The sequence below is a fragment of the Sphingomonas populi genome (genome assembly GCF_004208535.1).
GTDB lineage: Bacteria > Pseudomonadota > Alphaproteobacteria > Sphingomonadales > Sphingomonadaceae > Sphingomonas > Sphingomonas populi.
In genome coordinates this window covers 96,060-122,813 of the sequence record NZ_SGIS01000003.1, presented here as the reverse complement: position 1 = coordinate 122,813, position 26,754 = coordinate 96,060, and the positions used below count along the sequence as shown (strand labels likewise).

The window sequence follows — 26,754 nt, the reverse complement described above, 5'->3', positions numbered from 1 at the left end:
GTGGTTAGCGGCCTTCCTTTGCAGGAAGGATACAATCACCTTTGGCGTGGCGGGCAGCACGCCCGGAATCGTCGGTGCGAGGCGAGCAGCCGTCGGTCGGCTGCCGCGACGATCGCCAAGGCCCGCGCGCCGTGCGGCGTGATTCGGCTTGCCGCTTCGACCACGAACCTGCCGCGTGGCGTCGCGCGGGACGCGCCCGCCGACAGGCACAGTATCGCGACTGCGCAGAGCGCGAGCGCGGGGGCTTTTACCGCCGCAGTCGGCAGCCCGACGCAACACGAACCGGACTGCAGCGCGCCATCTCACCTCGCGGAAGCGTCACCGTGAAACCCGTGTGCAGCGGATCGGGCGCGCCCGGATAATAGTCCGTGCTGACGGCCTGGGCGCCGCTCGCCATCGCGGCCTCGGCCTTGCGATAGTCTTTGGCGCGCGCCTCGGCGGTGTTCGCGTCGGAGCGGGTTCGCACGATCAGGCCCTGTTGCACCCATCGCCGGATCTTGGCCTCGTCCACCAGCGGGTCCTGGACGATCTGTACCGCAGAATCCGCGTCATCCCCAGGATACCAGCCGAACATCGCGCGGCCGGCGAGTGATGGATGCCCCTGGCGGTACGTGTCCGAGACCGCCTTGCGTACGTCGAACAGGATGTAGACCCGGCCGCGCGCCGCAGACAGGCTCGGCCACCCGCGCTGTCGGACTGCCTGGCTCAGCGAAGGCGCGTTTCCGCGAACCTCGTCCGGCGTGATGAGCCGGTTGCCCCGGAACGCGGACCGGATTTCGACGTCCAGCGCGTCGAGCAGCGCAGGATCATCGAGCGCGATCGGATCGGTGATGCCCGGTCGGTCCGATGGCGTATCGGCTGCGTTGATGGTGATCATGATCGGCAGATGATCGGGGTGCTGGCGCGACCAGCGATCGACCTCGCCGAGACAGCGGCGCAGCGTCACGCAGGTGCTGATGTAATCCACATCGGGGATATGGAACACCTTGAAGCCAGGTTGCCGCATCGCCGCACGGTCGAACGCGGTGGTTTCCCCGGCGGCGCGCGCCCAGACCTCGCCCTTGGGGTCGGCGTATCGGCCGCCCTTGGGATCGGCGAAGATGTCGATCTCGATCTGGCGTACGCCGTGATCGAGTTGCTCAGCCAGCGGCAGATGATAATAATCGAGGCCGTCGGCCAGTTTCGGCTCTATCGCACGCAACCTGGCCATGACCGCGTCAGGGATGCGGGCCTTGAAGCTGTTGTGTGAGCCGATCACCTGGATGTCGTTCATCCTGAGCGGTGGGGCGGCTGCGCCGAGCGCCAGAGCGGCGAGCCCCAGAAGCGTGGCTCTGATCATCAGAACTGCGCCCGCACACCGAACAGGATGGTGCGACCGTAATTGTTGATCTCGCCGAACTGAATCTCCTTCTCGTTGTAGCTGTAGCTGTTCGCATTGGCGATGTTGATCGCCTCGACGCTGAACATCAGGTGGCTGGTGGCGCGGATCGAGAGGTTGCCATCGAGCGATCCGAACGCCGCCTGCGTGGTGGTCGCCTGCGTGGTGCTGCCGATGCCGGTGAGGTATTTATCGCGCCACGTATAGGACAGCCGGGTCGAGAGCGGCCCCTTGTCGTAGAAGCCGACGACGTTGAAGCTGTTTTTCGACAAGCCGATCAACTGATCCTTGATCGGGCGCGCGCCGGCCGTGTAGCTCGCCTGTACCGAGGTGTGCGTGTAGGACGCCTGGAAGCCCAGACCGTCGAACGGCGCCGGCAGGAAGGTGAACACCTGATTGTAGGCCGCTTCCGCGCCGTAGACCTTCGCATTGCCGCCATTGACCTGCGTGCTGAGCAGCACCGTGCCGCGCCCGGGAATTTCGACGTTGATGTTCTGCGCGGTGATGTAGTCGTCCATCGACTTGTAGAACAGCGCGCCGGTGAGCGAGCCTTGCCGGCTGAAATACCACTCGAGCGAGGCATCGAACTGCGTGGCGAGGAAGGGCTTCAGTGCCGGGTTGCCGCCGCTCGCGGTCGGCTGGTCGGTGGAGACGCTGATCTGCGGCGCGCTCTGCGTCACGTTCGGGCGGGTCAGCACCCGGCTGGCGGCCAGCCGACCGACCAAGTCGTGCGTCAGTTCGGCGCGCAGGTTGAAACTCGGCAACCAGTTGTTGAAGGTCTGCGGGAAGCTTGCCGGGGTCGCCACGCTGCCGGTCGTGAGCGTACCGCTCGCAACCTGATCGGTATGGACATAGCGGACGCCGACGTTGCCGGTGACCGGAACGGCACCGAGCGCAAAGGCGTAGTCGGCGCGCACGTAGCCGCCCGCTGTCTTCTCGGTGACGACATACGAGGCGCGGAGATCGCCGACGGCCAGCGGCGCGTTGGCGATCGCGTCGGTGAACAGCTTGTCATAGAATACGCTGGTGATCGGCACGATCCAGGTGCGTGGATAATTGCCGGGTACGCCCGACAGGAAGTTGTCGAACGGCATCTGCTCGTAACCGTTGGGTGCGAAGCCGTTGAGCGACGTGTTGGCGGCCGGACTCACGGTGAAGTCGCGGCGCCGGTAGTCACGCTTGCGCGAATGATACTCTCCGCCCGCCGACAGCTTGGTAATGAAGCCATCCATTTCATGGTCGACATCGAGCCGAACGTAGCGATCCCAATCCCGGCTGTTCTTGGGCGCGATGTTGAAGGGGTACAGCGTGTAATTGGCCGGGTTAAGCACATCGGTCGGCGTGGTGATCGTCGGGGCGACCTTGTAGCCACCGGACGCGTCGTAGCTCAGCGGCGCGAAGAATTGGATGCGGCTACGCACCGTGCCTTCGGCGTAGCTTGGGTGGAAGCTGTGCGCGTAAGACCAGTTGGCATTGGCGACGATATGCCAGCCTTCCGGGTTCCACGCCTGTTTGAGGCCGATCGTGATCAGGTCATGCCGGTTGAGGCTGTATTCGCGCGTGCCCATGAAGCGCACATCGTTGATCGTCGCGGCAACAACGGTGTCGCCGTCGAGCTTGACCGAACCCGGCACGATGACCGGCTTGTGCCCGGCGACGCTCGAATCGTCGGGATAGATGTCGAGCCCGAACTCGTCATAGGCGACATCCAGTCGCGTCGCGAGCACGTCGAGCGTGGTCTGCAATTCCGGCGTCGGCTGCCATTGCGCCGAGATCAGGCCGGATAGGCGCTTACGATCCTCGGTCTCCACGGTCGGTCGGGTGCGGCCGGGCGTGTAGAAGCCGGACCCGAGCGCCGAGGCGAACTTATCGAGATACCAGCCGGTGTTGTATGTGCGGTCGTTGCGGACCGACTTGCCCCAATATTGCGCGGCGGCGAGGATGCCGAAGGTGCCGTCGCCGCTCTTGAAGCTCGTCAGGGCGGTCGCGTTGGGTTTCACCTTCTCCGTCAGAGTGGTGTAGGTGCCGCGCAGGTTGAGCGTGGTCTTGGTGCCCACCTCGAGCGGCCGGAAGGTATGCACGTCGATGTTGCCGCCGAGCGCACCCTCGTTCATGTCCGCAGTCGGCGTCTTCACGACGTCGATCTGGGACACGAATTCGGCCGGCAGCATCTCAAAGCGAAACTGGCGGCCGTTGGCGCCGCCGTTCTCGATAAGATCGTTGATTGCGACCGGGCGCCCGTTCAGCAGCGTGTTCTGGAACTGCGGCCCGAGCCCTCGAACGCTGATGTACAGCCCCTCGCCACGCGGGCGTGTGATCGCGACGCCCGGCACCAGTTGGAGCGCTTCCGCGACGTTCTGTGCGGGAAACTTGCCGATGTCGGTCGAGTTGATCGCATCGACACCGAACGCCGCGCGGCGCTTGGTCTCGGTCGCCGCCGCAAGGCTGTCCGCGTAAGAGCCGGTCACCACGATGTCGTTCGCGCCGTCGGCGGCAGCGGTGTTCGCGTCTGCGGTCTGCGCGCCCGGATTCGACGTGTCGGCCTTTAGTTGCGCCGCCGCCGGCTGCGTATACCCTAATGCCGCAAGAGTGAACGGCAGCGTCGCCCGAAACAGGCGTGAATAGCTCGACATGTGATGGTTCCCCGTGGACAGCTTTTGCTGTTGGAGGGGCGCTTAGATGCCCGTCGTTGCGGTTTTGATGCGGTTCAGTGCCGGCGACATGACAGATGCATGAACTATGTGTGACGGCAGTTATGCAGGCGCCTGTGGCTGGTGATCGGCTTGGCAGTGTCAGGCGGCAAGATCGGGATGTTGGTATTGGAGACGATGTTGAGGGTCCGGCGCGAACACACCTCGGGAAAAGCCACTAAGGCGATAGTGCGAGACCTTCACTTGTCACGCAGGGCGATCCGGGCGCCGGAGAAAGCCGGTATCCCGGCAAGCCGCGCACGGTAACGGTGAAGTTCCAAGCTGGCCCGGTTGCCCTCAGGCGGATGCGGTGCCACCAAGCGCGCGTCAGCCAGAGGGGAGCAGCATGATCTTACGCAGCGACGAAACCCAGGACATTGCCATCGCCGGCGGCGGCATGATGCGGCTCCATCTGTTCCGTCCCGCGATGGACGGGCGTTTCCCGGGCGTGCTGCTGTTTTCGGAAATCTATCAGGTCACGGCGCCGATCCGGCGGCTCGCGGCGATGCTCGCGGGGAATGGCTATGTGGTGGCCGTGCCGGAAGTCTATCACGAATATGAACCGGCTGGCACCGTTCTCGCCTACGATCAGGCTGGCACCGATCGCGGCAATGCACTCAAGTTCACCAAGCCGATCGCCTCATATGATGCGGACGCGCACGCAGGATTGACCGAACTCGCCGCGCACCCGGCCTGCAACGGCCAGTTGGCGACCTTCGGCGTGTGTCTCGGCGGGCATCTTGCGTATCGTGCCGCGCTCGATCCGCGCGTGAAGGCGGCCGCGTGCTTCTACGCGACCGACGTCCATTCCGGTTCCCTGGGCGAAGGCCGAAGCGACGACAGTCTCGCGCGGATGGCTGAGCTCAAGGCCGAGGCGATGTTCGTCTGGGGGCGGCAAGACCCGCACGTTCCGTTCGAAGGCCGCGAGATCATCCGCGCGCGCCTGGAAGCGGTCGGTGCCAGCTACGAATGGCATGAGGTCAACGGACAGCACGCGTTCCTTCGCGATGAAGGTCCGCGCTACGATCCCGCGCTGTTCCTGCAAGCGATCGGATGGACGCTGGCGCTGTTCCAACGCGCGTTGCGCTGAGCGCTCGCGACACTCTGCGACAATTGTTGGATTGACACAAAGCCCAGTTCCGAGACGGTAAGGGTAACGAAATCACGCGCGGAACTACCATGACCGAGGTCGACCCTTCCTCCCCACGTTACCGAGACGATATCGTAGCGGATGCGCCGCGACCGATCAGTCGGCGGGGACGTGTGTTGAGCTGGATCGCTGGCATCGTCGTGCTGGTTTTGGTCGTGCTCGGCGCGGTGTGGCTGGCGCATTCCAGCTCGGGTACGGGTACGCGCGGCGGCGGCCCGGGTGGTGGCGGTGGCCGACGCGGCGGCGGGCAGCCGACCACGGTCGGCACCGTCAAGGCGGTCCGCGCCGATCTGCCGATCCAGGTCGAGGCGCTCGGCACGGTCACGCCCGCCGCGACCGTCACGATCCGCCCGCAAGTGTCGGGCACGATCACGCAAGTGCTCTACCGCGAGGGGCAGCTCGTCCGTAAGGGCGAGACGCTCGCGATCATCGATCCGCGACCGTATCAGGCGGCGTTGCTGCAAGCACAGGGCGCGCTGATCCGCGATCGTGCCCAGCTTGCCAACGCGCGCGTGCAACTTGGCCGCTACCAGACGTTGCTTGGACAGGATTCGATCGCGCGGCAGGATGTCGACACGCAGGCGGCGACCGCCAAACAGCTCGAAGGCACGATCGCGATCGATCGCGGACAGGTCCAGCAGGCGCAGATCAACCTCGGTTTCACCCGCGTCGTGTCTCCGGTGACCGGGCGGGTCGGCTTGCGCGTGGTCGATGTCGGCAATTACATCGGCGCGGGTGATACCAACGGCATCGCCGTGGTGACGACGCTCCAGCCGATCGATGTCGAATTCGCGGTGCCGCAGGATCAGGCGCCGGCGATCGGCAAGCGCATCGCGCAGGGCGCCGATATCCCCGCGATCGCGCTCGACCGGACTCGCACGCAGACACTCGATCAGGGGCGGTTCTCGACCCTCGACAATCAGGTCGATACCACCACCGGCACGATCAAGGGCAAGGCGCGCTTCGCCAATGCGAGCGGCCAGCTTTACCCAAGCCAGTTCGTCAACGTCCGCCTGACCGTCGATACGATCCGTCAGGCGGTGACGATACCGCCGGCGGCGGTGCGATCGGGGCAGGATATCAGCTTCGTGTGGCTGCTAAAGCCGGACAAGACGGTGACCCAACGCACGATCAACGCCGGCATCGCCTCCGCCGACAAGGTGCAGGTGGTGAGTGGCCTCAACGTCGGCGACATCGTCATCACCGATGGCGGCGACCGGCTGAGCGAAGGTGCCAAGGTGGCATTGCCCGGTGACAAGCCGGCGGCGGGTGCTGGTGGTGGGCGTCGTCGGCGCAATCGCGGCTGATCGGCGCACGCCATGAGCCCTTCGCGCATATTCATCCTCCGCCCGGTCGCGACCGCGCTGCTGATGGTCGGCATCGTGCTGGCCGGCCTCGTCGGCTTCCGCATGCTGTCGCTGTCGGCGCTGCCCGAGGTCGATTACCCGACGATCGAGGTGACGACGCTCTATCCGGGCGGCAGCCCGGAGGTGATGAGCCAGACGGTCACCGCGCCGCTTGAACGCCAGTTCGGCGAAATGCCGGGGCTGACGCGGATGGCCTCGACCAGTTCGGCGGGCGCTTCGGTCATCACGCTGCAATTCGGGCTGAGCGAGGGCCTCGATGTCGCCGAGCAGGAAGTGCAGGCGGCGATCAACGCGTCGTCGGCGCTGCTGCCAGCCGATTTGCCCGCGCCGCCGGTCTACGCCAAGGTCAACCCCGCCGATGCACCGATCCTGACGATCGCGATCAGCTCGAAGACGATGCCGCTGACGCAAGTGCAGTCGATCGTCGATACGCGGCTCGCGCAGAAGATCAGCCAGATCAGCGGTGTCGGCCTCGTCAGCCTCGCCGGTGGGCAGAAGCCGGCGATGCGGATTCGCGCGGATACGCAGGCTCTGGCGAGCTATGGCCTGTCGCTGTCGCAACTTCGCACCGCGATCGACAATGCCAATGCCAACAGCGCCAAGGGCAGCTTCGACGGGCCGAACCGATCGTACCAGATCAACGCCAACGACCAGTTGGAAACGGTCGATGATTACAAGAACCTGATCGTCAGCTACGCCAGCAACGCGCCGGTGCGGCTGTCGCAAGTCGCGCAGGTGATGGAAGGTGCGGAGAACGCGCGGCTCGGCGCGCTCGCGGGCACCACGCCGGCGATCATCCTCAACGTCCAGCGCCAGCCCGGCGCGAACGTCATCCAGACCACCGACGCGATCAAGACCCAGCTTCCGGTGCTGCTCAAGAGCCTGCCCGCCGGGCTCGACGCCAAGGTGATCGCCGATCGCACCACCGGCATCCGCGCTTCGGTCAGCGATGTCGAGTTCGAGCTGGTGCTGGCGGTGCTGCTCGTCGTGCTGGTGATCTTCTTCTTCCTGCACTCCGGCCGCGCGACGTTGGTGGCGGGGCTGGCGGTGCCGATCTCGCTGATCGGCACGTTCGGGGTGATGTATCTGCTCGATTACAGCCTCGATAACCTCTCGCTGATGGCGCTGACGATCGCGACCGGCTTCGTCGTCGACGATGCGATCGTGATGATCGAGAATATCCAGCGCCATATCGAGGAGGGCGTTCCGCCGTTCGAGGCGGCGCTGAAGGGCGCGGCGGAGATTGGCTTCACGATCATCTCGCTCACCGTCTCGCTGATCGCGGTGCTGATCCCTTTGTTGTTCATGGGCGATATCGTCGGCCGGCTGTTCCGCGAGTTCGCGGTGACGCTGGCGGTGACGATCCTGATTTCGGCGGTGGTGTCGCTGACGCTGACGCCGATGCTATCGGCGCGCTGGCTGAAAGCCCCTGCCGACGAGAAGCCGAGCCGGGTCGCGCAACGGTCCGCCGCGCTGTTCGAGCGGGTCGAGCAGCGGTATGCCAAGGCGCTCGGCTTCGTGCTCGATCGGCGGTTCGCGACGTTGCTGGTGGCGATCGGCACGCTTGCGCTCACCGTGCTGCTGTACCTCGTCATTCCCAAGGGGCTGTTCCCGACACAGGATACCGGCCAGTTGCAGGCGCGGCTCGTCGCGTCGACAAGCGTATCCTACGACAAGATGGCCGCGCTTCAGGCGCAAGCGGCCAAGGCGATCCTCGCTGATGGCGATGTCGCGTCGCTGTCGGCATTCGTCGGGGTCGATGGCTCGGACAATGCGACGCTCAACTCCGGCAGCATGTTCATCAACCTCAAGGAAAGCCACGACAGCCAGGCCAAGGTGATGCAGCGGCTGACCCAAGCGGTCGATCGCATCGCCGGGGTGACTTTGTACCTCCAGCCGACGCAGGATCTGACGATCGACGCCGAGAGCGGCCCAACGCAATACCGGCTGTCTGTCGAAGGATCGAACACCGCCGATGTTACCGCCGAGGCCAAGCGCATCGCCGCCGCGCTGCAATCGGTTAGCAAGGTCCGCAACGTGACCACCGACGCCGGCGCGCAAGGTTCGGCCGCGTTCATCAACATCGACCGGGACACCGCCGCGCGGCTCGACATCACCGCGTCGAGCGTTGATGATGCGCTGTATTCGGCGTTCGGCCAGCGCATCGTCTCGACGATCTTCACCGAGACGACGCAGTATCGTGTCATCCTCGAAGCGGCACCGGGGCTGCTGACCGATCCGCAATCGCTTGGGCTGCTGCACCTTCAGGCATCCGGGGGGGCGACGCCGCTCAGCGCGATCGCAACGATCCGCGAGGGCAGTTCGCCGCTTCAGGTCACGCACGTCGCGCAATTCCCGGCGGCGACGATCGGGTTCGATACCGCGCCGGGCGTGTCGCTGGGCAGTGCGGTCGATGCGATCAAGGCCAAGCTCGCGACGCTCAACGTCAAGGCCGGTATTTCGACGACCTTCCTCGGCGCCGCGGGTGCATTCGCCAATTCGCTGACCAACCAGCTCTACCTGATCCTGGCCGCGATCGTGTGCGTCTACATCGTGCTGGGGGTGCTGTACGAGAGCTTCATCCACCCGGTCACCATTTTGTCGACCTTACCCTCGGCGGCGGTCGGCGCGCTGTTCGCTTTGTGGGTGACGGGGCATGATCTCGACGTGATCGGCATCATCGGCATCGTGCTACTGATCGGCATCGTCAAGAAGAACGCGATCATGATGATCGACTTCGCCATCGCCGCCGAGCGCGACGAGGGGTTGCCGCCGATCGAGGCGATCCGGCAGGCGGCGATTTTGCGCTTCCGCCCGATCCTGATGACGACGCTGGCGGCCTTGTTCGCGGCGGTGCCGCTGATGGTTGGCATGGGTGAGGGGGCGGAACTGCGCCGCCCGCTCGGCATTGCAATCTTCGGCGGGTTGCTGGTCAGCCAGTTGCTGACGATCTTCACGACCCCGGTCGTGTACCTCTATTTCGACCGCGCGCAGCAATCGCTGGCGCGGCGCGGATGGGGTGTGCGCTCGTCGCCTGACATCGGCCCCGAAGCGCGGCCATGAACCTTTCGGCACCCTTCATCCGGCGGCCGATCGCCACGATTCTGCTGACGATCGGCCTCGCGCTGGCGGGGATCGCGGCGTTCTTCTCGCTGCCGGTGGCGCCGCTGCCGCAGGTTGATTTCCCGGTCATCAGCGTATCGGCGAGCCTTGCCGGCGCGAGCCCCGACGTGATGGCGCAGAGCATCGCGACGCCGCTCGAACGGCGGTTGTCGACGATCGCCGGGGTCAACGAAATGACCTCGTCAAGTTCGCTCGGCTCGACGCGGATCACGCTGCAATTCGATCTGTCGAAGAACATCGACGGCGCCGCGCGCGAGGTGCAGGCGGCGATCAACGCCGCACGCGTCGATCTGCCCGCGACGCTGCGGCAGAACCCGACCTATCGCAAGGTCAACCCCGCCAACCAGCCGGTGGTGACGCTCGCGCTGACCTCGGACACGCGCACCGCCGGGCAAATCTACGATGCGGTGTCGAACATCATCCAGCAGCGCATGTCGCAGATCCAGGGCGTCGGCGATGTCGAGCTTGGCGGCGGGTCGTTGCCGGCGGTGCGGGTGTCGGTGAACCCGTATCAGATCAACTCTTACGGCATCGCGATGGAGGATGTCCGCGCCGCGATCGAAGCGTCGAACGCCAATCGCCCCAAGGGGCTGGTCGAGGGCGCCAACGGCCGCTCGTGGCAGATCTACACCAACGCGGCCGGCAAGAGCGCCGCCGATTACCGCCCGCTGGTGGTGGCGTGGCGCGGTGCGTCGGCGGTGCGGCTCGGCGATATCGCGACGGTGACGGACAGCGTGGCCGACACGCGCACGCTCGGGCTGTTCAACGGCAAGCGCGCGATCATCGTCAACATCACGCAGCAGCCGGGCGCGAATTTGATACGGATGGTCAACCAGATCAAGGCGGAACTGCCCGCGCTGCGCGAGCAATTGCCGCCCGACATTAAGCTCGACGTGGCGATGGACCGCACCAGCTCGATCCGCGCTTCGCTGCGTGAGATCGAGATCACCGTGCTGGTCGCGCTGATCCTCGTGATCGTGGTGGTGTTCGCATTCCTGCGCGATCTGCGCGCGACGATGATCCCGGCGACGGCGACGGTGATGTCACTGCTCGGCACGTTCGGCGTGATGTATCTGCTCGGGTTCAGCCTCAACAACCTGTCGCTGATGGCGATCACGGTGGCGACGGGCTTCGTCGTCGACGATGCGATCGTCGTGCTGGAGAACACCACGCGGCATCTCGAAGCGGGGATGGGGCGGTTTGAGGCGGCGATCAAAGGCGCGTCCGAGGTCGGCTTCACGGTGCTGTCGATCAGCATCAGCCTGGTCGCGGTGTTCATCCCTTTGCTGTTCATGGGCGGCATCGTCGGGCGGCTGTTCCGCGAATTCGCGGTGACCTTGTCGGCGGCGGTGCTCATCAGCCTGGTGCTGTCGCTCACCACCACGCCGATGCTGTGTGCGTGGTTCCTGAAAGTCCCCGAGCACGACCGCCAGCCCGGCCGCGTCGCGCGCGTGTTGGAGCGTGGCTATCAGCGCATCGAGCGCGGCTATGCGCGCGCGCTCGATTGGGCGCTGGTGATGAAGCCGCTCGTCGTCTTCCTGCTGATCGCGGTGATCGTGATGACCGCGTGGCTGTATGTCGCCGTGCCAAAGGGTTTCTTCCCGCAACAGCAATCGCCGCTGCTGATGGCGGGCGTGCGCGCCGACCAGAGCGTGTCGTTCCAGGATATGCAGGGCAAGCTCAAGCAGGTGGTCGGCATCATCAAGGCCGATCCCGCCGTCTCGACCGTGGTCGGCTTCACCGGCGGCAGCCGCGCGGGCAGTGCGTTCATGATGGTGTCGCTGAAACCTGTCGGCAAGCGCCACGGCGCGAAGGAACCCGAGATCATCGCGCGGCTCCAGCGCAAGCTCCAGCCGGTCGCGGGCATCCGGCTGTTCCTGATGCCGGTGCAGGATTTGCGGGTCGGCGCGCGCCAGTCCAATTCAACCTATCAATATACGCTCGTCGCCGACAGCAGCGCCGCGTTGAAATTGTGGTCGCAGAAGCTTGCGACCGCGCTTCAGGCGCGGCGCGAGTTGAAGAACGTGGACAGCGACTTCGCCGAGAATGGCGTCGAGAGCTTCGTCACCATCGACCATGACAGCGCGGCGCGGCTCGGCATCACCTCGCTCGATGTCGATAACGCTTTGTACGATTCGTTCGGCCAGCGCAGCGTCGCCAACATCTACCAGGACGTGAACCAGTATAGCGTGATCCTCGGCTGGCCCGAGACCGCGACTACCGGCCCGCACGCGCTCCCCGATGTGCGCGTGCCCGCCAGGGCGGATGCGGTGATCGCCACGGGTCCGAACGCGACCGCCACCAACAACGCCACGACGACCGCCACGTCGGCGACGACGGTGACGGGCGCCGCCGCGACGACAAGTTCGACCGGCAAATCCGCCTCCGCCGCGACGGCGGCGGTGCCGACCAATCCGGCGCTGCGCAGCCCCTCGACCGGCGCCGCGCTCAGCAACACGCCGCGCACGATGGTGCCGCTGGACGCGATCTCGTCGTTCGGGCAGGCCGCGACCGCCGCCAGCGTCAACCATGACGGGACCGAGGTTTCTACGACCATCTCGTTCGATACCGCGCCCGGCGTCGCGCTCTCCACCGCGCAGGCCGCGATCGCCGATACCGAAGCGCAGATCGGCATGCCGACCACCGTCCACGGCCGCTTCGCCGGACAGGCGGCGACCTCGCAGCAATCGCAGGGCGAGCAACCGCTGTTGATCCTCGCAGCGCTGGTCACGATCTACATCGTGCTCGGCATCCTCTACGAAAGCTTGGTCCACCCGCTGACGGTGCTGTCGACCTTGCCCGCCGCAGGCGTGGGCGCGGTGTTGGCGCTGATGCTGTTTGGCATGGACTTCTCGATCATCGCGCTGATCGGCGTTTTCCTGCTGCTCGGCATCGTCAAGAAGAACGCGATCCTCATCATCGATTTCGCGATCCATGCGCAGCGCACGCGCGGCATCAGCGCCGAGGCCGCAGCCCGCGAGGCGAGCCTGCTGCGCTTCCGCCCGATCCTGATGACGACGATCGCGGCGGCACTCGGCGCGCTGCCGCTGGCGATCGGCTTCGGCGAGGGGGCGGAACTGCGCCAGCCGCTCGGCATCGCGATCATCGGCGGGCTGATCGCCAGCCAGTTGCTGACGCTCATCACCACGCCGGTCGTCTACATCTATCTCGACCGCCTGACCTCGCGCCGCGCGCACGCGCGGCGATCGACCCTTAGCGAGCTTCCCGCATGACCAAGCCGATCCTTTCCGCTTCGCTTCTTCCGCTGCTGGCGCTGGCGGGGTGCTCGCTGGCGCCGCACTATGCGCGGCCCGAGGTCGCGGCGGCCCCGACGTGGAAGCCGGTCGACGGCTGGCAGCCGGCGAACCCGTCCGATCAGGCGCCGCGTGCCGACTGGTGGAGCGGCTTCGGCGACGCGACGCTCGACGATCTGATCGTGCGCGCCCACGCCCATAACCAGACGATCGCGCAGGCCGCCGCGAGCTACCGACAGGCACGGGCGACGACGCGCGAGGCGCGTGCCAGCCTGTTTCCGACCGTCTCGGCGAGCGGATCGGTAACGCATTCGGAAAGTGGCGGATCGCGCACCATCGTCACCAATGGCGTCGCGTCGCCGGGCGGCGGGAACGCGCAGACCAGTTACCGCGTCGGGCTCGACGGAAGCTGGCAGCCCGATCTGTTCGGGCAAATCGCCAACACCGTCGCCAACGCGCGCGCGACCGAGCAGGCACGCCGCGCCGACCTCGCCTCCGCGCAACTGGCGATCGATGGCGAACTCGCCACCAACTACCTCGGCCTGCGCGCCACCGACGCGCAGATCGCCAGCCTGAGCGCGACGGTCGCGGCGTATCAGCGGTCACTCCAGATCGCGACCAACCGCTACAATGCCGGGATCGCACCGCATAGCGACGTGTTCCAGGGCCAGTCGCAACTCGCCTCGGCACGATCCGACCTCGAAGGCCAGAAGCGCACGCGCGCGCAGTTCGAGGATGCGATCGCGGTGCTGGTCGGCGAAAATGCCGCTGCCTTCACGCTGGCGGCGGTGCCGGGCTGGTCGCCCGCGACGCCCGACGTGCCGGTCGCGATCCCATCGACGCTGCTTGAACGCCGGCCTGACATCGCCGCCGCCGAGCGGCAGGTGGCGGCTGCGAACGCGCAGATCGGCGTCGATCGCGCCGCTTTCTTTCCCGCGCTCAGCCTGACCGGCAGCGGTGGGTTCAACAACAACACGCTGTCCGGGCTGTTCAGTTCGGCGGCGTCTTTGTGGTCGGTTGGCGCATCGCTCGCCCAGACGATCTTCGATGCCGGCGCCCGGCGTGCGCGCGTCGCGGCGGATCGCGCCGCTTATGACGCGGCGGTCGCCAATTACCGGCAAGTGACGCTGACCGCGTTCCAGGATGTGCAGGACAATCTCGCGGCGACGGCGATCCTCGCGCGGCAGGAGGCGCTGTTGCGCGAAGCGTCGGTCGCGGCGGATCGCAGCGAGGCATCGGTGCGCTTCCAGTATCAATCGGGCATCGTCGTCTTCACCGACGTGGTCAGCGCGCAGGCGACCGCGCTGTCGGCGCGGCGCGCGCTGATCCAGATCCAGTCGGATCGCCAGACCATCGCCGTCGCGCTGATTCAGGCGCTCGGCGGGGGTTGGCAGGCGGGCGATCCGACCGCGCGCTGATCGCGGCCTTCACGCCTGTGCCGGTCGATCAGAACTTGTAGCGCGCGCCGAAGAAGAACTGGCGTCCGGTGGAACTGTAGATCTGCTGGTCGCGGCGATCCTCGCCGTCCCAATAGCTGGTCGGCTGGTTGGTGAGGTTGATCGCATCTACCGTCAGCGTGACATGCGGGGTCAGCTTGTAGGAGGCCGACATGTCGAAGTTGGTGCTCGAATACGAACCGGTCGTATCCGCATAGCCCGCGCGCAGCGGCACCGTGCGCAGATATTCGTCACGATAGGCGAGCGAACCGCGGATCGAGAATTTCGCATCCTCGTAATACAGCGTCGCATTCGCCGAATTCGGCGAGACGTTGGTCAGCGGCCTGATGAACGTCGGCCCGGCGGCATTGGTGGTCAGGATGTAGCTGATGTTCGATTTGATGTGCGTATAGTTGAGGATCGTGCCGAAATGCTTGAGGAAGCCCGGCAGGAAGGTGAACGGCTGCTGATACTGCACCTCGACCCCGTCGATCTTGCCGCCCGCCGAATTGGCGTAGGAGGTGATGGTGGTGGTGGTGTTCGGGTCTTGCGACGGGGTGAGCAGTTCGAGCGGGAGGCCGGCCGCCGCATAGGTCGTGATCGAGCTGATCTGCTGGACGAAGCTCGATACGTCCTTGTGGAAATAGGCCACCGAGAGCAGCGCGCCGGGCTGGAAATACCATTCGATCGATGCGTCGAGATTGGTGGCGCGATACGGATCGAGCTGCGGATTGCCGACCGTTGCCGAGAAGGGCGGGTTGGCGGTCGAGATCGACCCGCCCGGTGTCAGGAAGCTGAGCGACGGGCGTGACATCACCTTGGCTGCCGCGAAGCGCGCGGTCAGCTTTGGCGTGATGTCGAGCGCGAGGTTCAACGCCGGCAGCCAGTCTTCGTAGTTTCGGGTGAAGTTGACCGGGGTGCCGATGCCAACGAAGCCTTCCGAATATTGATGCGTGTGCGCGTAACGGATGCCGGCGTCGCCGCGCAGCGCCATGCTGCCGAGATCCATGTTGAAATCGAACTGAAGGTACGGGCTGACATCCTCTTCCTGGACCGAGCGATTGTCGCCCTGCGCGCCGGTGCCGAGGCTTCCCAGACGGAAATCGCCATATTGGTTGACGCAGTAACAATCGACCCCGAACGCATCCATGATCTTGCCGATATTCGGCACGACAAAGCTCGACGTTGCGCCGTTCGGCAGGCCGATCGTGTTGATGCTGATCGGCGCCGTGCTGACATCGCCGATCGTCAGCCCCGCCGAGCCGAGCGTCGGGATCGTCGTGGTCGAGGCGATGCGCTGCTGTCGCGCCGAGATGAAGTTGAAACGCTTGTACGCGCCGCCGACCTTGACCGTGAACTGGTCGTTGACCTGCCACTTGAGGTCGCCCTTCGCGGTGTGCAGCCGGTTGGTCACCTTGTTGGTGAACTCGCGAATGTTGTCGTAGCCGTTGAGGAACTGCCAGTTGTTCGGGTTGGTCGCGTCGAACCCGTAGCTGAGGATCGGCCGGGTCGGGCTGGTCCGCGCATCGTAGACGAAGCCGTCGCTGTCGAAGCGGCTGAACGTGACGAGGCGGGAATAGGGATTGTCGAAGATCGACTGGCTCTGCCCGTATTGCAGATGCAGATCGACCGTATCGCCGATCTTCTGGTCGATGTTGATACCGGCCTGATAGAAGGTTGTGGTCGATCGGTTCTCGCTGTTGGTGACGCTGAAATCGACATCGTCGAACACGCCGTAGACGAGCTGGCCGTTCGCATCGACCTGCGCGTCGCGGATCTTCATGTTCGGGCGGCCAGTGAGTTGCGCGGCGGTTAGCCCTGCGGTCGCGGTGCCGTTGGCGCGGTTGAGGCTGATCGGGTTGGTGGCGAGATCGTTCTGACGTTGTTTATAGCGCGCGAACACGCCGTCGATGGTGATGAGCGTGGTATCGGTCGGCTTGGCCTGCAACGTGCCGGCGAAGCCCATCCGCTCCTCCTTGTTCACGAAGCGACCGTAACCGGGCAGCTTGGGCACGAATACGTTGGGCCGATTGACGGTGTTGTACGCTGACGGGGTCGAGCCGGGGAATTGGCCGGGCGCGGGAATGCACGGATTGGTGACGGGCTTGCTGCCGACCAGCGGATCGACCGGCGTGACGGGCGTATTGGGTACGATCGGGCAGAAGCCGCCGTTCACGTCCCCGAAATCGGCGAGCACGGTGTTCGAATAGGCGTCCTCCTGGACGTTGCGCTTGCTGTACGCCCCGGAGAGCATGATGCCGATGCGACCGTCAGCGAAGGTCTTGCTGACCGAACCGGCGAGGCGCGGCGCGAAGCTCTTGTTGATATCGTAATACGCGGTCTGCGCCGAAATCGCCGCCTGGAAGCCGGGCAAATCCAGCGGCCGCGCGGTCTGAAGATCGACCGTCGCGCCGAGCGAGCCTTCGTCGATCTCGGCCGACTGGGTTTTGCGCACCACGATCGAGTTGAACAGTTCGGACGCGAGCACGCTGTAATCGAAGCTGCGGCCCTTGTTGATGCCCGCGCCAAGCGTCGAGCCGGTGGTCGCGATCGTCGATTCAAGCCCGTTCAGCCGGGTCCGGCTGAAATCGCCGGAGAGGCCGCGCACGGTGATCTGGCGCCCTTCGCCGCCGTCGCGTTCGATCGAGATGCCGGGGATGCGCTGGAGAGAATCGGCGAGGTTGGCATCGGGGAAGGAGGCGATGTCGGAGGCGTTGATCCCGTCGACCACGCCGGTCGCTTGCTTCTTGACGTTGAGCGCCGAGCGGAGGCTCTGGCGGAAGCCGGTGACGACGATGTCCTCGGTCTGCGTGTCGGCGGTGGAATCCTGCGGCTGTGCGGCGGGCGGCGTCGCGGGCGCCTGCTGGGCGATCGCTGCGGTCGGCATCGCCAACAGGCCCATCAGCGCGAGGCTCGACGTGCGGGTGCCCAGTCGGTGCCGCGTTGCGAAAAAGTTCGTCATACTTCCACTCCCTCGATTTTTTGATTTTGTCGGTGTTCGCTGGCGCCGCCTCAGCGGGACTTGGCGACCTCCACGGCATAGACTTGCGTGCCGCCGTACATGTTGGATCGGAACACGATCCATTTGCCGTTGGGCGTGAAGTTGCCGTTGGGTTCGAGCCGGTAATCTTGGCCGGCCATGTTCACGAGCTTCTCGGCGGTGAAATAGCCCGGCTTGATGAGCGACGCCGCGCCCGGCGCATGGATGCCGGCCACGTCGGGAATGCCGTGCGGCGTGAACAGGTAGAGCCACTTCCCGTCCGGGGCGTGCGCGACCATCTCGGGGTCACCGCCGTCGCCGGAGAAGACGCTGCCGTCGGGCGCGCTGTGGAAATGCACCGACCATTCGTTGCGCTGGAGGTGGTAGCGGGTGCGCGCGCCGGTCGCGATGTCGTAGCCGGCGACCCAGAAATCCTCGCCGCGCGGGGTTTGCAGATCATACCAGATCGTCTTGCCGTCCTGGGCGAACCATTCGTGGCCGGCGATTTCCATGTTCATCGTGCGCTGGTGAAGGTTGACCGGCGGCGTCTCGGGATGGTCGAGCCGCATCAGCCACAGCCGATCGACCTTGTGCCACGGCCCTTCGTGGCAGAACATCAACAGCTTGGGATCGGTCGGGGAGAATTGCAGGTGGTTGAGCCAGTCGGTGGCGCGGTGGATGACTCGCTTCTCGCCGGTGCGGGCATCGACGGTGAACATCTCCATCGGGATCTTGGCTTCGAGGCGCTCGTTCATCCGCACCTCCTTCGCCTCGGCATAGGGGAGGGGTTTGCCGTCGGCGCCGGTGGCCTTGTATTCGGACTGGTCGAAGCGGGCATCGCGCTTCTGGAACACGGCGAGCGCGCCGTTGGCCGCTGCGGGATCGGTATCGACGCCGGCGAGAAGCGTTTCGTCCGAGTTGATCGTCTGGATATCCCCGCGTTCGATCGTCGCGATCTTGCGGGTCTTGCCGCTGTCGACATCGGCGGCGAAGATCGTCTTCGCACCTGTGCCGTCAGCGGCCTGCGTCTGGTAGAAAGCGGTGCGGGTGCGATGCCCGACGAACAGCAGCCGGAACGGCGTCGCGATGGCGACGATCGTCGTCAGCTTGTGGGTCTTGAGATCGACCTTGGCGATGCCTTTCGGCGTCGAGATCACCAGTTGGTCGCCCTGCGGCGTGTAGCCGTTGAAATTGAAATAGAGGCTCGAACTGCCGGGCTCGTCTGAGAGGCGCACGATGCGATGCCCGGTGGCGGGATCGACCCAATCGCGCGGCACGCTCTGCGTGTACGCGCTAACCGGTGTCATCATCAGTACGGCTGCGATCAGGGTGCGATGAGAAGCGTTAATCACGCCGTCCTCTCTCTGTTACAATCTCATATTATGGCACCAACTATTATATTATGGGTTATCACGCTGTCAATCGGAAGAATGCCGGTCGGTGCGTGTGCCTTCGCCGCGAGCAAGCGCAGGTTGCAGCAACCGCGCGGGCAAGGCAGTCCGTTACAATAAGCGATTGCTTCGCTAAAATAATATAGTATACGAAATTAGATATTTTTGGAGGCCGTGCTTTATGACCGTTTCGCCAACGCTGTGGAAAGGTGTCTACCCCGCAGCGACGACGCAGTTCGCCGAAGATCTTTCGATTGATCTCGACGAGACACAGCGCATCCAGTCCGCGCTCGTCGAGGACGGTGTCGACGGGTTGATCCTGCTGGGGACGTGCGGCGAGAACAATTCGCTCGAACCTGATGAGAAGCGCACCGTCCTGCGCGGCGGGGTCGAGGCGGTCGGCGGTCGCGTGCCGCTGGTCGCGGGCGTTTCCGAGCTCACCACGGCGCGCGCGATTCAATATGCCAAGGATGCCGAGGCGATCGGTGTCGATGCGCTGATGCTGCTGCCGGCGATGGTCTATGTGCCGACCGCAGCCGAACTCCAGGCGCATTTCCGCGCCGTGGCCGAGGCGACGTCGCTGCCGATCATGCTCTACAACAATCCGCCGGCGTACCGCGTCAGCATCGATTTCGAGACGCTGGAAGGCTTGTCCGACGTATCGAACATCGTCGCGGTCAAGGAAAGCGCACCCGATCCGCGCCGTTTCACCGACGTCATCAACCGCTTCGGCACCCGCTACGAGGTCATGGCCGGGCTTGATGATATCGCGCTCGAAGGGCTGTTGCTCGGCGCGTCGGGCTGGGTGTCGGGCCTTACCAGCGCCTTCCCGGTCGAATCGGTTCGGCTCGTCGCTGCGGTGAACGAGGGCAAGTGGGAAGAGGCTCGCGCGATCTATCGCTGGTTCATGCCGCTGCTTCACCTCGATGCCGAGCATGATCTCGTCCAGTCGATCAAGCTCGCTGAGCAGATCATGGGCCGTGGCAGCGAGCGCGTGCGGATGCCGCGCCTTCCGCTCGCCGGACAGCGCCGCAAGGACGTGATCGCCTGGGTTGAGCAGGCGGCGGCGACTCAGCCGAGCAAGCAGATGGCGAAGGCGGCCTGAGCCGATCGATGCGGCACACCTTCTTCTGCATCGACGGCCACACGGCGGGCAATCCGGTCCGCCTCGTGGCAGGCGGGGCACCGCTGTTGCGCGGCGCCAGTATGATCGAGCGGCGCGCGGATTTCCTCGCGCGGTTCGACTGGATACGCACCGGCCTGTGCTTCGAGCCGCGCGGCCATGATATGATGTCGGGCGGGTTCCTGTATCCGCCGACGCGTGACGATGCCGATTGCGGCATCCTGTTCATCGAGACGTCGGGATGCCTGCCGATGTGCGGGCACGGTACGATCGGGATGGTCACGTTCGGGCTGGAGCATGGCCTGATAACCCCGCGCGAACCGGGCAGGCTGCGGATCGAGGTGCCCGCCGGCGTGATCGACATCGCCTATGGCGAGGAGGGTGGTCGCGTCCAATGGGTCCGCATCCGCAACGTGCCCGCCTATGTCGCCGCGACGGGGATCGCGATCGACGTGCCGGGTTTCGGCCCGCTCAGCGTCGATGTGTCCTACGGCGGCAATTATTATGCGATCGTCGAACCGCAGGGCGCTTACACCGGGCTGGACGATCTCGGTGCATCGCGCATCGTCGAACTCAGTCGCACGGTGCGCAGCCTGATGCAGGAAGCGTTCGAGCCGGTGCATCCGCTCGACGAGCGCATTCGCGGCGTCAGCCATGTGCTGTGGGCCGACGTGCCCAAAGGCGAAGGCGCGGATGGCCGTAACGCGGTGTTCTACGGCGAGCGCGCGATCGATCGCAGCCCGTGCGGGACGGGCACATCGGCGCGGCTGGCGCATCTCGTCCATCAGGGCAAGTTGCAGGTCGGCGAGCGCTTCGTCCACGAAAGCTACATCGGCAGCCGCTTCATCGGGCGTGTCGAGGAAAGGGTGGACGTCGGCGGTGTAGCGGGCATTATCCCCTCGATCGAGGGATCGGCGATCGCGACCGGCTTCAACACGGTCTGGATCGACCGCGAGGATCGCTTCTGGGCGGGCTTCTCGGTGGTTTGAGTTCGTGACAACAAAGGGTGGCTAAATGAATTTTCTGGGGCCGATCAAGCCGATTGCACGCAGTAGCGACCCGGATGCCGCCCATCGTCTGAAGCCGACCTTGTCCTGGCCGCACCTGATCGCGCTCGGTGTTGGCGCGATCGTCGGCACCGGCATTTACACGCTGACCGGCGTGGGCGCAGAGCGCGCCGGGCCGGCGGTGATCCTCGCCTTCGCCATCGCCGGTGCGGTGTGCGCGTGCGCCGCGCTCGCTTATGCCGAACTCGCCACGATGATCCCGACCGCCGGCAGCGCCTATACCTATACCTATTCGGTGATGGGCGAGACGCTCGCCTGGGTGGTGGGGTGGAGCCTGATCCTCGAATATTCGCTGGCCTGTTCCACGGTGGCGGTTGGCTGGTCGGGCTATCTGGTCGGCTGGCTGAGTGCGGTCGGGGTGCATCTGCCCGCCGTGATCCTCAACGGCCCGCATGCCGGGGGCATCATCAACCTGCCGGCGGTGGCCGTGTCGCTCGGCATCGCGGGCATGTTGATGGCGGGGACGCGCGAGAGCGCGACGTTCAACATCTTCCTGGTCGTCATCAAGCTGGTCGCGCTGGCCGCGTTCGTGATCCTGGCGATCCCTGCGTTCGATGCGCAGAACCTCCACCCCTTCATGCCTTATGGTTTCGCCAGCCACGTCGAGGGCGGCAGCACGCGCGGCGTGATGGCCGCCGCCGCGATCGTGTTCTTCGCCTTTTATGGCTTCGACGCGGTGGCGACCTCTGCCGAGGAAGCGCGCAATCCGGGGCGCGATCTGACGATCGGCATCATCGGATCGATGGCTTTGTGTACGATCATCTACGTGCTCGTCGCGATTGCCGCGATCGGGGCGATGCCGTTCACCGCGCTCGGCCAGTCAGCCGAGCCGCTGGCGCTGGTGTTGCGCACGCTCGGGCATCCGTTCGCATCCTGGGCGATCGCGGGCGCGGCGTTGGTCGCGCTGCCGTCGGTCATCCTGGTGATGATGTACGGGCAGAGCCGGATCTTCTTCGTGATGGCGCGCGACGGGCTGTTGCCGCGCGCCTTGGCCAAGGTGTCGAAGCGGACCGGATCACCCGTCGCGGTGACGGGCATGACCGGCATCTTCGTCGCGGCGGTGGCGGGCTTTTTCCGGCTCGACGAGATCGCCGAACTCGCCAATGCAGGCACGCTGATCGCCTTCATCGCGGTCGGCGCGTGCATGATGATCCTGCGCCGCCGCGCGCCCGAGGTGCGCCGCGTGTTCCGCTGCCCGCAGCCGTATCTGGTCGGCACCGCGGCGATCCTCGGGTGCGTCTATCTGCTCTTCTCGCTGCCCGAGAAGACGCTGGTGCGCTTCGCGATCTGGAACCTGATCGGGCTGGGCGCCTATTTCGCATATGGCCGTTCGCATAGCCTGCTCGGGCGCATGAAGGCGGTGCGCGTCTAGCGGTTCCAGTCCGGCGTCGGCGCGCCGGTCAGGGCGCGGACGAAGAAGCCGAACTGACGGCGCGCGACATAATCGATCGGGCCGGTCGAGCGGCCGACCGAATGTTCGCCGCCGGGCACCACCAGCAATTCGAAATCCTTGTTGGCCTTGATGAGCGCATCGGCGACCTGCATCGTCGAGGCAGGGTCGACATTGCTGTCCTGCTCGCCGACGATCATCAGCAGCTTGCCGGTCAGCCGCCAGGCATTATCGACGCCCGAGGCGGCGGCGTAGCTCTGGTCGACCGGCCAGCCGAGCCACTGTTCGTTCCAACTGATCTTGTCCATGCGATTGTCGTAGCAGCCGGCGTAGGCGACCCCGGCCTTGTAGAAATCGCTGTGGAACAGCAGCGCGTTGAGCGTGCTTTGTCCGCCCGCCGAGGCGCCGTAGATGCCGACCCGGCTGATATCATAGGACGGGTCGCGCGCGGCCATCGCGCGGTGCCAGGCGATACGATCGGGGAAGCCGGAATCGGCGAGGTTCTTCCACGCGACGTCTTGAAACGCCTTTGATCGGTTGGCGGTGCCCATGCCGTCGATCTGTACGACGATGAAACCGAGATCGGCCTGCGCCTGCATCCCGATCACCTTGTCGCCGCCCGAATGATAGCCGAACGGCCAGAAGCCCTTTGGCACGAAGCTGTCGTGCGGGCCGGCGTAGATGTTCTCGATCACCGGGTAGGTCTTGCCGGGATCATAGTCGCGCGGGCGGACCACGACGCCCCAGATATCGGTGCGTCCGTCGCGGCCCTTGGCGGTGAACACCTCGGGCGGGCGGAAACCGGCGGCGACGAGCCTGGTATCGTCGCCTTTGGTGATGGTAGCGACCAGCGCGCCATCGGTAGCGCGGTGCAGTTCGGAGATATTGGGCAGATCGACGCGCGAATAGGTATCGACGTACAGAGTCATGTCGGGCGAGAAGGCGACATCATGGTCGGCGCGCGCCGGCGTCAGCGCGGTCAGGTGTCGGCCATCGAAGTCGATCCGGTAATAATGCCGGAAATAGGGGTCTTCGCCGGGGTTCATCCCACTTGCGGAAAACCAGATTTGGCGTTTGGCATCATCGACCTTGACGACGTCGCGCACCACCCAATCGCCATGCGTGATTTTGGTTTTCACCCGGCCGGTGCGGCCATCGACCAGGTACAAATGGTTCCAGCCGTCGCGTTCCGACGCCCAGAGGATCTCGTTACCCAGTCCGCCGACATCCTGCGCGAAGCGGCGATCCGCATAGACGGAGGTCGCGGCATCCTCGGTCACGGCCGCGTGCGGCGTTCCGGTCTCGGCATCGACGGCGATGACGCGCGCTTGCTGGAAGCCGCGCCGAACATAGTCGAACTCCACGCTGCGCCCGTCCTTGCGCCAGCGTGGCTGGGATAGCTCGTAAGGGTTTGGGAACAGGGCGGTATCGATCACCATCCCGCGCCGGGTGGCGACATCGAACAACACGGGCTGCTCCTGATCGACCGGGTCGCCGGGCTTGGGATAGAGCTGGCTGCGCAGCGCCGGCTGGAGCTGCCCGGCGGGCGCGGCCTCGACGCGCAGCACGCGGCGCGCATAGCCGGGACGGACGCGATAGATCATGATGTGGCGGCTGTCGGGCGACCAGACCAACGTCTCGGGATCGTAGAAGTCGCCCGCCGATCCGTCGCGGCTGAGGCGAACCGACTCTTTACTGCCCGGCTTGCGAACGACGAGTTGGTTGTCCTCGACCAGCGCTTGCCATTGGCCGTCAGGGGACAGGACAGGGCGATTGTCGGCGGGCACCGAGAGATCGCGGACGACACCGAAGCCGCGTGGGCGGCGATAGTCCGGTTCGATTCCGCAGCCCTGTCCGTCGAGTCCGCAGCGCCACGCCGCGTCTTCGATCTGGAAGCGGATTGCCTTGCCGTCCTCACTATAGTCGAACGCCGAGAAGGGCAGCCGCAGCGGATCGACCGGATGGCCGAGCGCGGCGGCAAGGCCCTGCGCCATCTTCGCGTGATCGAACGCCGGCGACTTGGCGAGTGTGCGTGCGTCCACGGTCTCGAAGGCGAAGCCGCCTTCGACCGTCTTTCGGTAGGAAAAGCGGGTGCCATCGGGTGTCCAGTGCGCCGGCCACGCGACCTCTCGCGTCAAATACTGCCACTGCTCGCGCAGCCCGATCGAACGGGTGAACGCGGCGGCATCGGGCGCCGCGTTCAGGCTGGTCGGCAAGCACAGAAGCGCGAACGCGAGCACGGATGCCCTCACGCAGGAGTCGATCATCGCAATGTCCTTGGTCGAAAAAGGTCGTGCCGCCAGCGTGGTCAGCCGGGTCGGTTCGGAGCTGGCCCGTGAATCACCAGCTTAATTGCCGGCGAAGATCGCTCAGCGTGCCGTTGATATGCTCGGCGGCCAGCGCCTTGGCGCGCTCGGCGTTGCGCGTGGTCCAGGCTTCAAGCAGAATCTGATGTTCGAGATGGGCGCGGTGCTCGCGGCCAGCCGGTTCGAGATGCTTGTGGACGTAGCGCTCCGACATCACATGCAAGCGTTCGATCAACTGGGTCGTCAGCAGTCGGCGGCCGGGGCGGACCAGCGTCATGTGGAAATCCCGGTTGCGCGCGGCGACATCGTCAAGGTGATCGACTGCGGCGAGGTCGAGCGCGGCCAGCGCATCGCGCGCGTCCTGCTGCTCCTCCTCGCTCGCGTCCATCGCTGCGGCGGCGAGCGCCTGCGGCTCGATCGCGAGGCGCAGCGCGAAAATCTCCTCGGCCTCGCTCGCCGACATCTGGCGCACGAAGAAACCGCGATTGGCCTGGCTGACCAGCAGCCCTTCCTGCTCCAGCCGCGCCAGCGCCTCGCGTAGCGGTATCTTGCTGACGCCGAGTTCGTTGGCCATCGCATCCTGCCGGATCGGCCGCTCTACGGGCAGCTTGCCGGACACGATCTGTTCACGGACGATGTTGAAAATTTGCTCAGACAGGTTGCGGACGACAATGCTCATCGGGAAAGGGGCTCCACAGGATCGATCCGACTGTGCCCCGATCCGACGGCATGTACCAAGCGGTAAACATTCCAGACTGCCGATCCTGAGCAGAAACTTTTCTGGAACATGGCGCCGCCGCTGATTGTCTACATATATCGTATACGATAGGGCCGCCCGATCATCAAGGTGGGACATGGGCGAAAAGGCGATCATCATTGGCGGCGGTGTCGTGGGACTGGCGAGCGCGTTGGCGCTGGCGCGGCGCGGAATCGACGTGACGCTGGGCGATGCCGATCCCGGGCGCACTGCCGCGTCCTGGGGCAATGCCGGACATATCGCGATCGAGCAGGTCGAGCCGCTGGCCTCGCGCGCGGCGATCCGGTCTGCGCCGAAGCGGCTGTTCTGGCGGGGCGGCGCGCTCGCGTTGCCGCGCGGGCAGTGGCGAGCGTCGCTGCCCTTCGCGTGGCGGATGCTCAGCGCGGCGCGGCTGCGCCGTTTCGAATCCGGCAAGGAGGCTTTGTCGATGCTGGTGGGGCAGGCGATGCCGGCGTGGCTTCGGCTTGCCGCCGACCTGCCCGGCAATATCCTGCGCGACCACGGGCATTTCGTGGTCTGGGAATCGCCGACGGCGGCGCGAGCGGGCCGGGCGGCGTGGGCGGCGGCGGACACCGGCACCGCATCGTTTCGCGACATCGACGCGGCTGAAGGGCAGGAATTGGCGGCATTGGTCGGCACTGCGCCGGCCGGAGCGATCCGCTTTACCAACACCGGCTCGGTCGCGGATCTGGGGCGGCTGGCGGATGCGCTTGAGGGTGCGTTCGAACGGGCCGGCGGGCGGATCGTGCGGGGTCGCGCGCATCTGTCGCGCGTCGCCGGGCGGGCAGGAGTGTCGATCGACGGTGGCGCGGTGACGGTGCCCGATCATATCGTGCTGGCCGCCGGCGTGCGCTCGGGGTCGCTCATCGCGCCGCTCGGCCACCGCGCGCCGATCGTCGCCGAGCGTGGCTATCATCTGCGGTCCCGCGATCACGACTGGCCTGCCGGGTTGCCGCCGGTGGTGTTCGAGGATCGCTCGATGATCGTCACGCGCTATCGCGATTGCGTGCAGGTGGCGAGCTTCGTCGAGATCGGCGATCCCGACGCGCCGCCCGATCCGGCCAAGTGGGAGCGGCTTGAACGCCACATCGCCGAACTCGGCCTGCCGATGCGTGGGCCGTTCGATCGATGGATGGGATCGCGCCCGACTTTTCCCGATTATCTGCCCGCGATCGGCCGGAGCGGATCGGCCGACAATCTGGTCTATGCGTTCGGACATCAGCATCTCGGGTTGACGCTCGCGCCGATCACCGCCGAGATCGTCGGGGCGCTGGTGGCGCACGAGGCGCTACCGTTCGACATCACCGCGTTCGATCTCGATCGCTTCGCCAGAAAGGCATGA

At 65.5% G+C, this 26,754-nt stretch carries 15 protein-coding genes; 9 read left to right on the top strand and 6 right to left on the bottom strand.

The genetic code is table 11. The features are described from left to right. Positions 1-247 precede the first annotated feature (247 nt). On the bottom strand, positions 248-1,339 hold the full coding sequence (locus tag EWE75_RS03050) for a Ca2+-dependent phosphoinositide-specific phospholipase C (protein ID WP_130155223.1): 1,092 nt from the start codon (positions 1,337-1,339) through the stop codon (positions 248-250). Further along, on the bottom strand, positions 1,339-4,011 hold the full coding sequence (locus EWE75_RS03045) for a TonB-dependent receptor (protein ID WP_130155222.1): 2,673 nt from the start codon (positions 4,009-4,011) through the stop codon (positions 1,339-1,341). The genes EWE75_RS03050 and EWE75_RS03045 overlap by 1 nt, the downstream gene beginning before the upstream one ends. A gap of 403 nt (positions 4,012-4,414) precedes the next feature. On the opposite strand from EWE75_RS03045, the gene EWE75_RS03035 reads away from it, so the two are divergent. The 5 genes from EWE75_RS03035 (at position 4,415) to EWE75_RS03015 (ending at position 14,380) form a co-directional block, all read left to right on the top strand. After that, positions 4,415-5,158, top strand: a complete 744-nt coding sequence (locus EWE75_RS03035) for a dienelactone hydrolase family protein (protein WP_130155220.1) — start codon at positions 4,415-4,417, stop codon at positions 5,156-5,158. Positions 5,159-5,331: 173 nt separating this feature from the next. After that, a complete protein-coding gene (locus EWE75_RS03030) occupies positions 5,332-6,525 on the top strand; it encodes an efflux RND transporter periplasmic adaptor subunit (RefSeq protein WP_231708180.1) in 1,194 nt (397 codons plus the stop codon). 12 nt (positions 6,526-6,537) lie between these two features. Further along, a complete protein-coding gene (locus EWE75_RS03025) occupies positions 6,538-9,648 on the top strand; it encodes an efflux RND transporter permease subunit (RefSeq protein ID WP_130155218.1) in 3,111 nt (1,036 codons plus the stop codon). After that, positions 9,645-12,941, top strand: coding sequence for an efflux RND transporter permease subunit (locus EWE75_RS03020; protein WP_130155217.1), 3,297 nt, complete (start codon positions 9,645-9,647; stop codon positions 12,939-12,941). The genes EWE75_RS03025 and EWE75_RS03020 overlap by 4 nt, the downstream gene beginning before the upstream one ends. Further along, positions 12,938-14,380, top strand: a complete 1,443-nt coding sequence (locus tag EWE75_RS03015; RefSeq protein WP_130155216.1) for an efflux transporter outer membrane subunit — start codon at positions 12,938-12,940, stop codon at positions 14,378-14,380. The genes EWE75_RS03020 and EWE75_RS03015 overlap by 4 nt, the downstream gene beginning before the upstream one ends. Before the next feature lie 28 nt (positions 14,381-14,408). Here EWE75_RS03015 and EWE75_RS03010 read toward each other — a convergent pair whose 3' ends face one another. After that, the gene (locus EWE75_RS03010; RefSeq protein ID WP_165388249.1) at positions 14,409-17,360 is read right to left on the bottom strand and encodes a TonB-dependent receptor; all 2,952 of its coding nucleotides are present in this window, start codon (positions 17,358-17,360) and stop codon (positions 14,409-14,411) included. 50 nt (positions 17,361-17,410) lie between these two features. Next, positions 17,411-18,730 (bottom strand): oligogalacturonate lyase family protein, encoded by a 1,320-nt coding sequence (locus EWE75_RS03005; RefSeq protein WP_231708179.1) that lies wholly within the window; start codon positions 18,728-18,730, stop codon positions 17,411-17,413. Positions 18,731-18,950: 220 nt separating this feature from the next. Here EWE75_RS03005 and EWE75_RS03000 point away from each other — a divergent pair, with 220 nt between their 5' ends. The 3 genes from EWE75_RS03000 to EWE75_RS02990 are packed head-to-tail and all read left to right on the top strand — an operon-like array spanning position 18,951 to position 22,331. After that, on the top strand, positions 18,951-19,874 hold the full coding sequence (locus tag EWE75_RS03000; RefSeq protein WP_130155214.1) for a dihydrodipicolinate synthase family protein: 924 nt from the start codon (positions 18,951-18,953) through the stop codon (positions 19,872-19,874). Positions 19,875-19,882: 8 nt separating this feature from the next. Further along, positions 19,883-20,881 carry a 4-hydroxyproline epimerase gene (locus tag EWE75_RS02995; protein WP_130155213.1) on the top strand — a complete coding sequence of 333 codons (999 nt, stop codon included), beginning with the start codon at positions 19,883-19,885 and terminating at the stop codon, positions 20,879-20,881. Between the two features lie 25 nt (positions 20,882-20,906). Continuing rightward, positions 20,907-22,331: an amino acid permease gene (locus EWE75_RS02990; protein WP_130155212.1), complete on the top strand. Its 1,425-nt coding sequence runs from the start codon at positions 20,907-20,909 to the stop codon at positions 22,329-22,331. Here EWE75_RS02990 and EWE75_RS02985 read toward each other — a convergent pair. Both EWE75_RS02985 and EWE75_RS02980 read right to left on the bottom strand, forming a co-directional pair. After that, complete coding sequence (locus EWE75_RS02985) at positions 22,328-24,616, bottom strand: DPP IV N-terminal domain-containing protein (RefSeq protein WP_130155211.1); 2,289 nt, start codon at positions 24,614-24,616, stop codon at positions 22,328-22,330. The genes EWE75_RS02990 and EWE75_RS02985 overlap by 4 nt on opposite strands. A 73-nt stretch (positions 24,617-24,689) precedes the next feature. Then, complete coding sequence (locus EWE75_RS02980) at positions 24,690-25,334, bottom strand: GntR family transcriptional regulator (RefSeq protein WP_130155210.1); 645 nt, start codon at positions 25,332-25,334, stop codon at positions 24,690-24,692. A gap of 175 nt (positions 25,335-25,509) precedes the next feature. Here EWE75_RS02980 and EWE75_RS02975 point away from each other — a divergent pair, with 175 nt between their 5' ends. After that, a complete protein-coding gene (locus EWE75_RS02975) occupies positions 25,510-26,754 on the top strand; it encodes an NAD(P)/FAD-dependent oxidoreductase (protein WP_130155209.1) in 1,245 nt (414 codons plus the stop codon).

Bases quoted from the DNA above. Each gene is read 5' to 3' on its own strand.
- EWE75_RS03025 (WP_130155218.1), top strand. From the start codon at position 6,538: ATGAGCCCTTCGCGCATATTCATCCTCCGCCCGGTCGCGACCGCGCTG.
- EWE75_RS03035 (WP_130155220.1), top strand. From the start codon at position 4,415: ATGATCTTACGCAGCGACGAAACCCAGGACATTGCCATCGCCGGCGGC.
- EWE75_RS02985 (WP_130155211.1), bottom strand. From the start codon at position 24,616: ATGATCGACTCCTGCGTGAGGGCATCCGTGCTCGCGTTCGCGCTTCTG.
- EWE75_RS02980 (WP_130155210.1), bottom strand. From the start codon at position 25,334: ATGAGCATTGTCGTCCGCAACCTGTCTGAGCAAATTTTCAACATCGTC.
- EWE75_RS03045 (WP_130155222.1), bottom strand. From the start codon at position 4,011: ATGTCGAGCTATTCACGCCTGTTTCGGGCGACGCTGCCGTTCACTCTT.
- EWE75_RS02995 (WP_130155213.1), top strand. From the start codon at position 19,883: ATGCGGCACACCTTCTTCTGCATCGACGGCCACACGGCGGGCAATCCG.
- EWE75_RS03010 (WP_165388249.1), bottom strand. From the start codon at position 17,360: ATGACGAACTTTTTCGCAACGCGGCACCGACTGGGCACCCGCACGTCG.
- EWE75_RS02990 (WP_130155212.1), top strand. From the start codon at position 20,907: ATGAATTTTCTGGGGCCGATCAAGCCGATTGCACGCAGTAGCGACCCG.
- EWE75_RS03000 (WP_130155214.1), top strand. From the start codon at position 18,951: ATGACCGTTTCGCCAACGCTGTGGAAAGGTGTCTACCCCGCAGCGACG.
- EWE75_RS03015 (WP_130155216.1), top strand. From the start codon at position 12,938: ATGACCAAGCCGATCCTTTCCGCTTCGCTTCTTCCGCTGCTGGCGCTG.
- EWE75_RS02975 (WP_130155209.1), top strand. From the start codon at position 25,510: ATGGGCGAAAAGGCGATCATCATTGGCGGCGGTGTCGTGGGACTGGCG.
- EWE75_RS03020 (WP_130155217.1), top strand. From the start codon at position 9,645: ATGAACCTTTCGGCACCCTTCATCCGGCGGCCGATCGCCACGATTCTG.
- EWE75_RS03050 (WP_130155223.1), bottom strand. From the start codon at position 1,339: ATGATCAGAGCCACGCTTCTGGGGCTCGCCGCTCTGGCGCTCGGCGCA.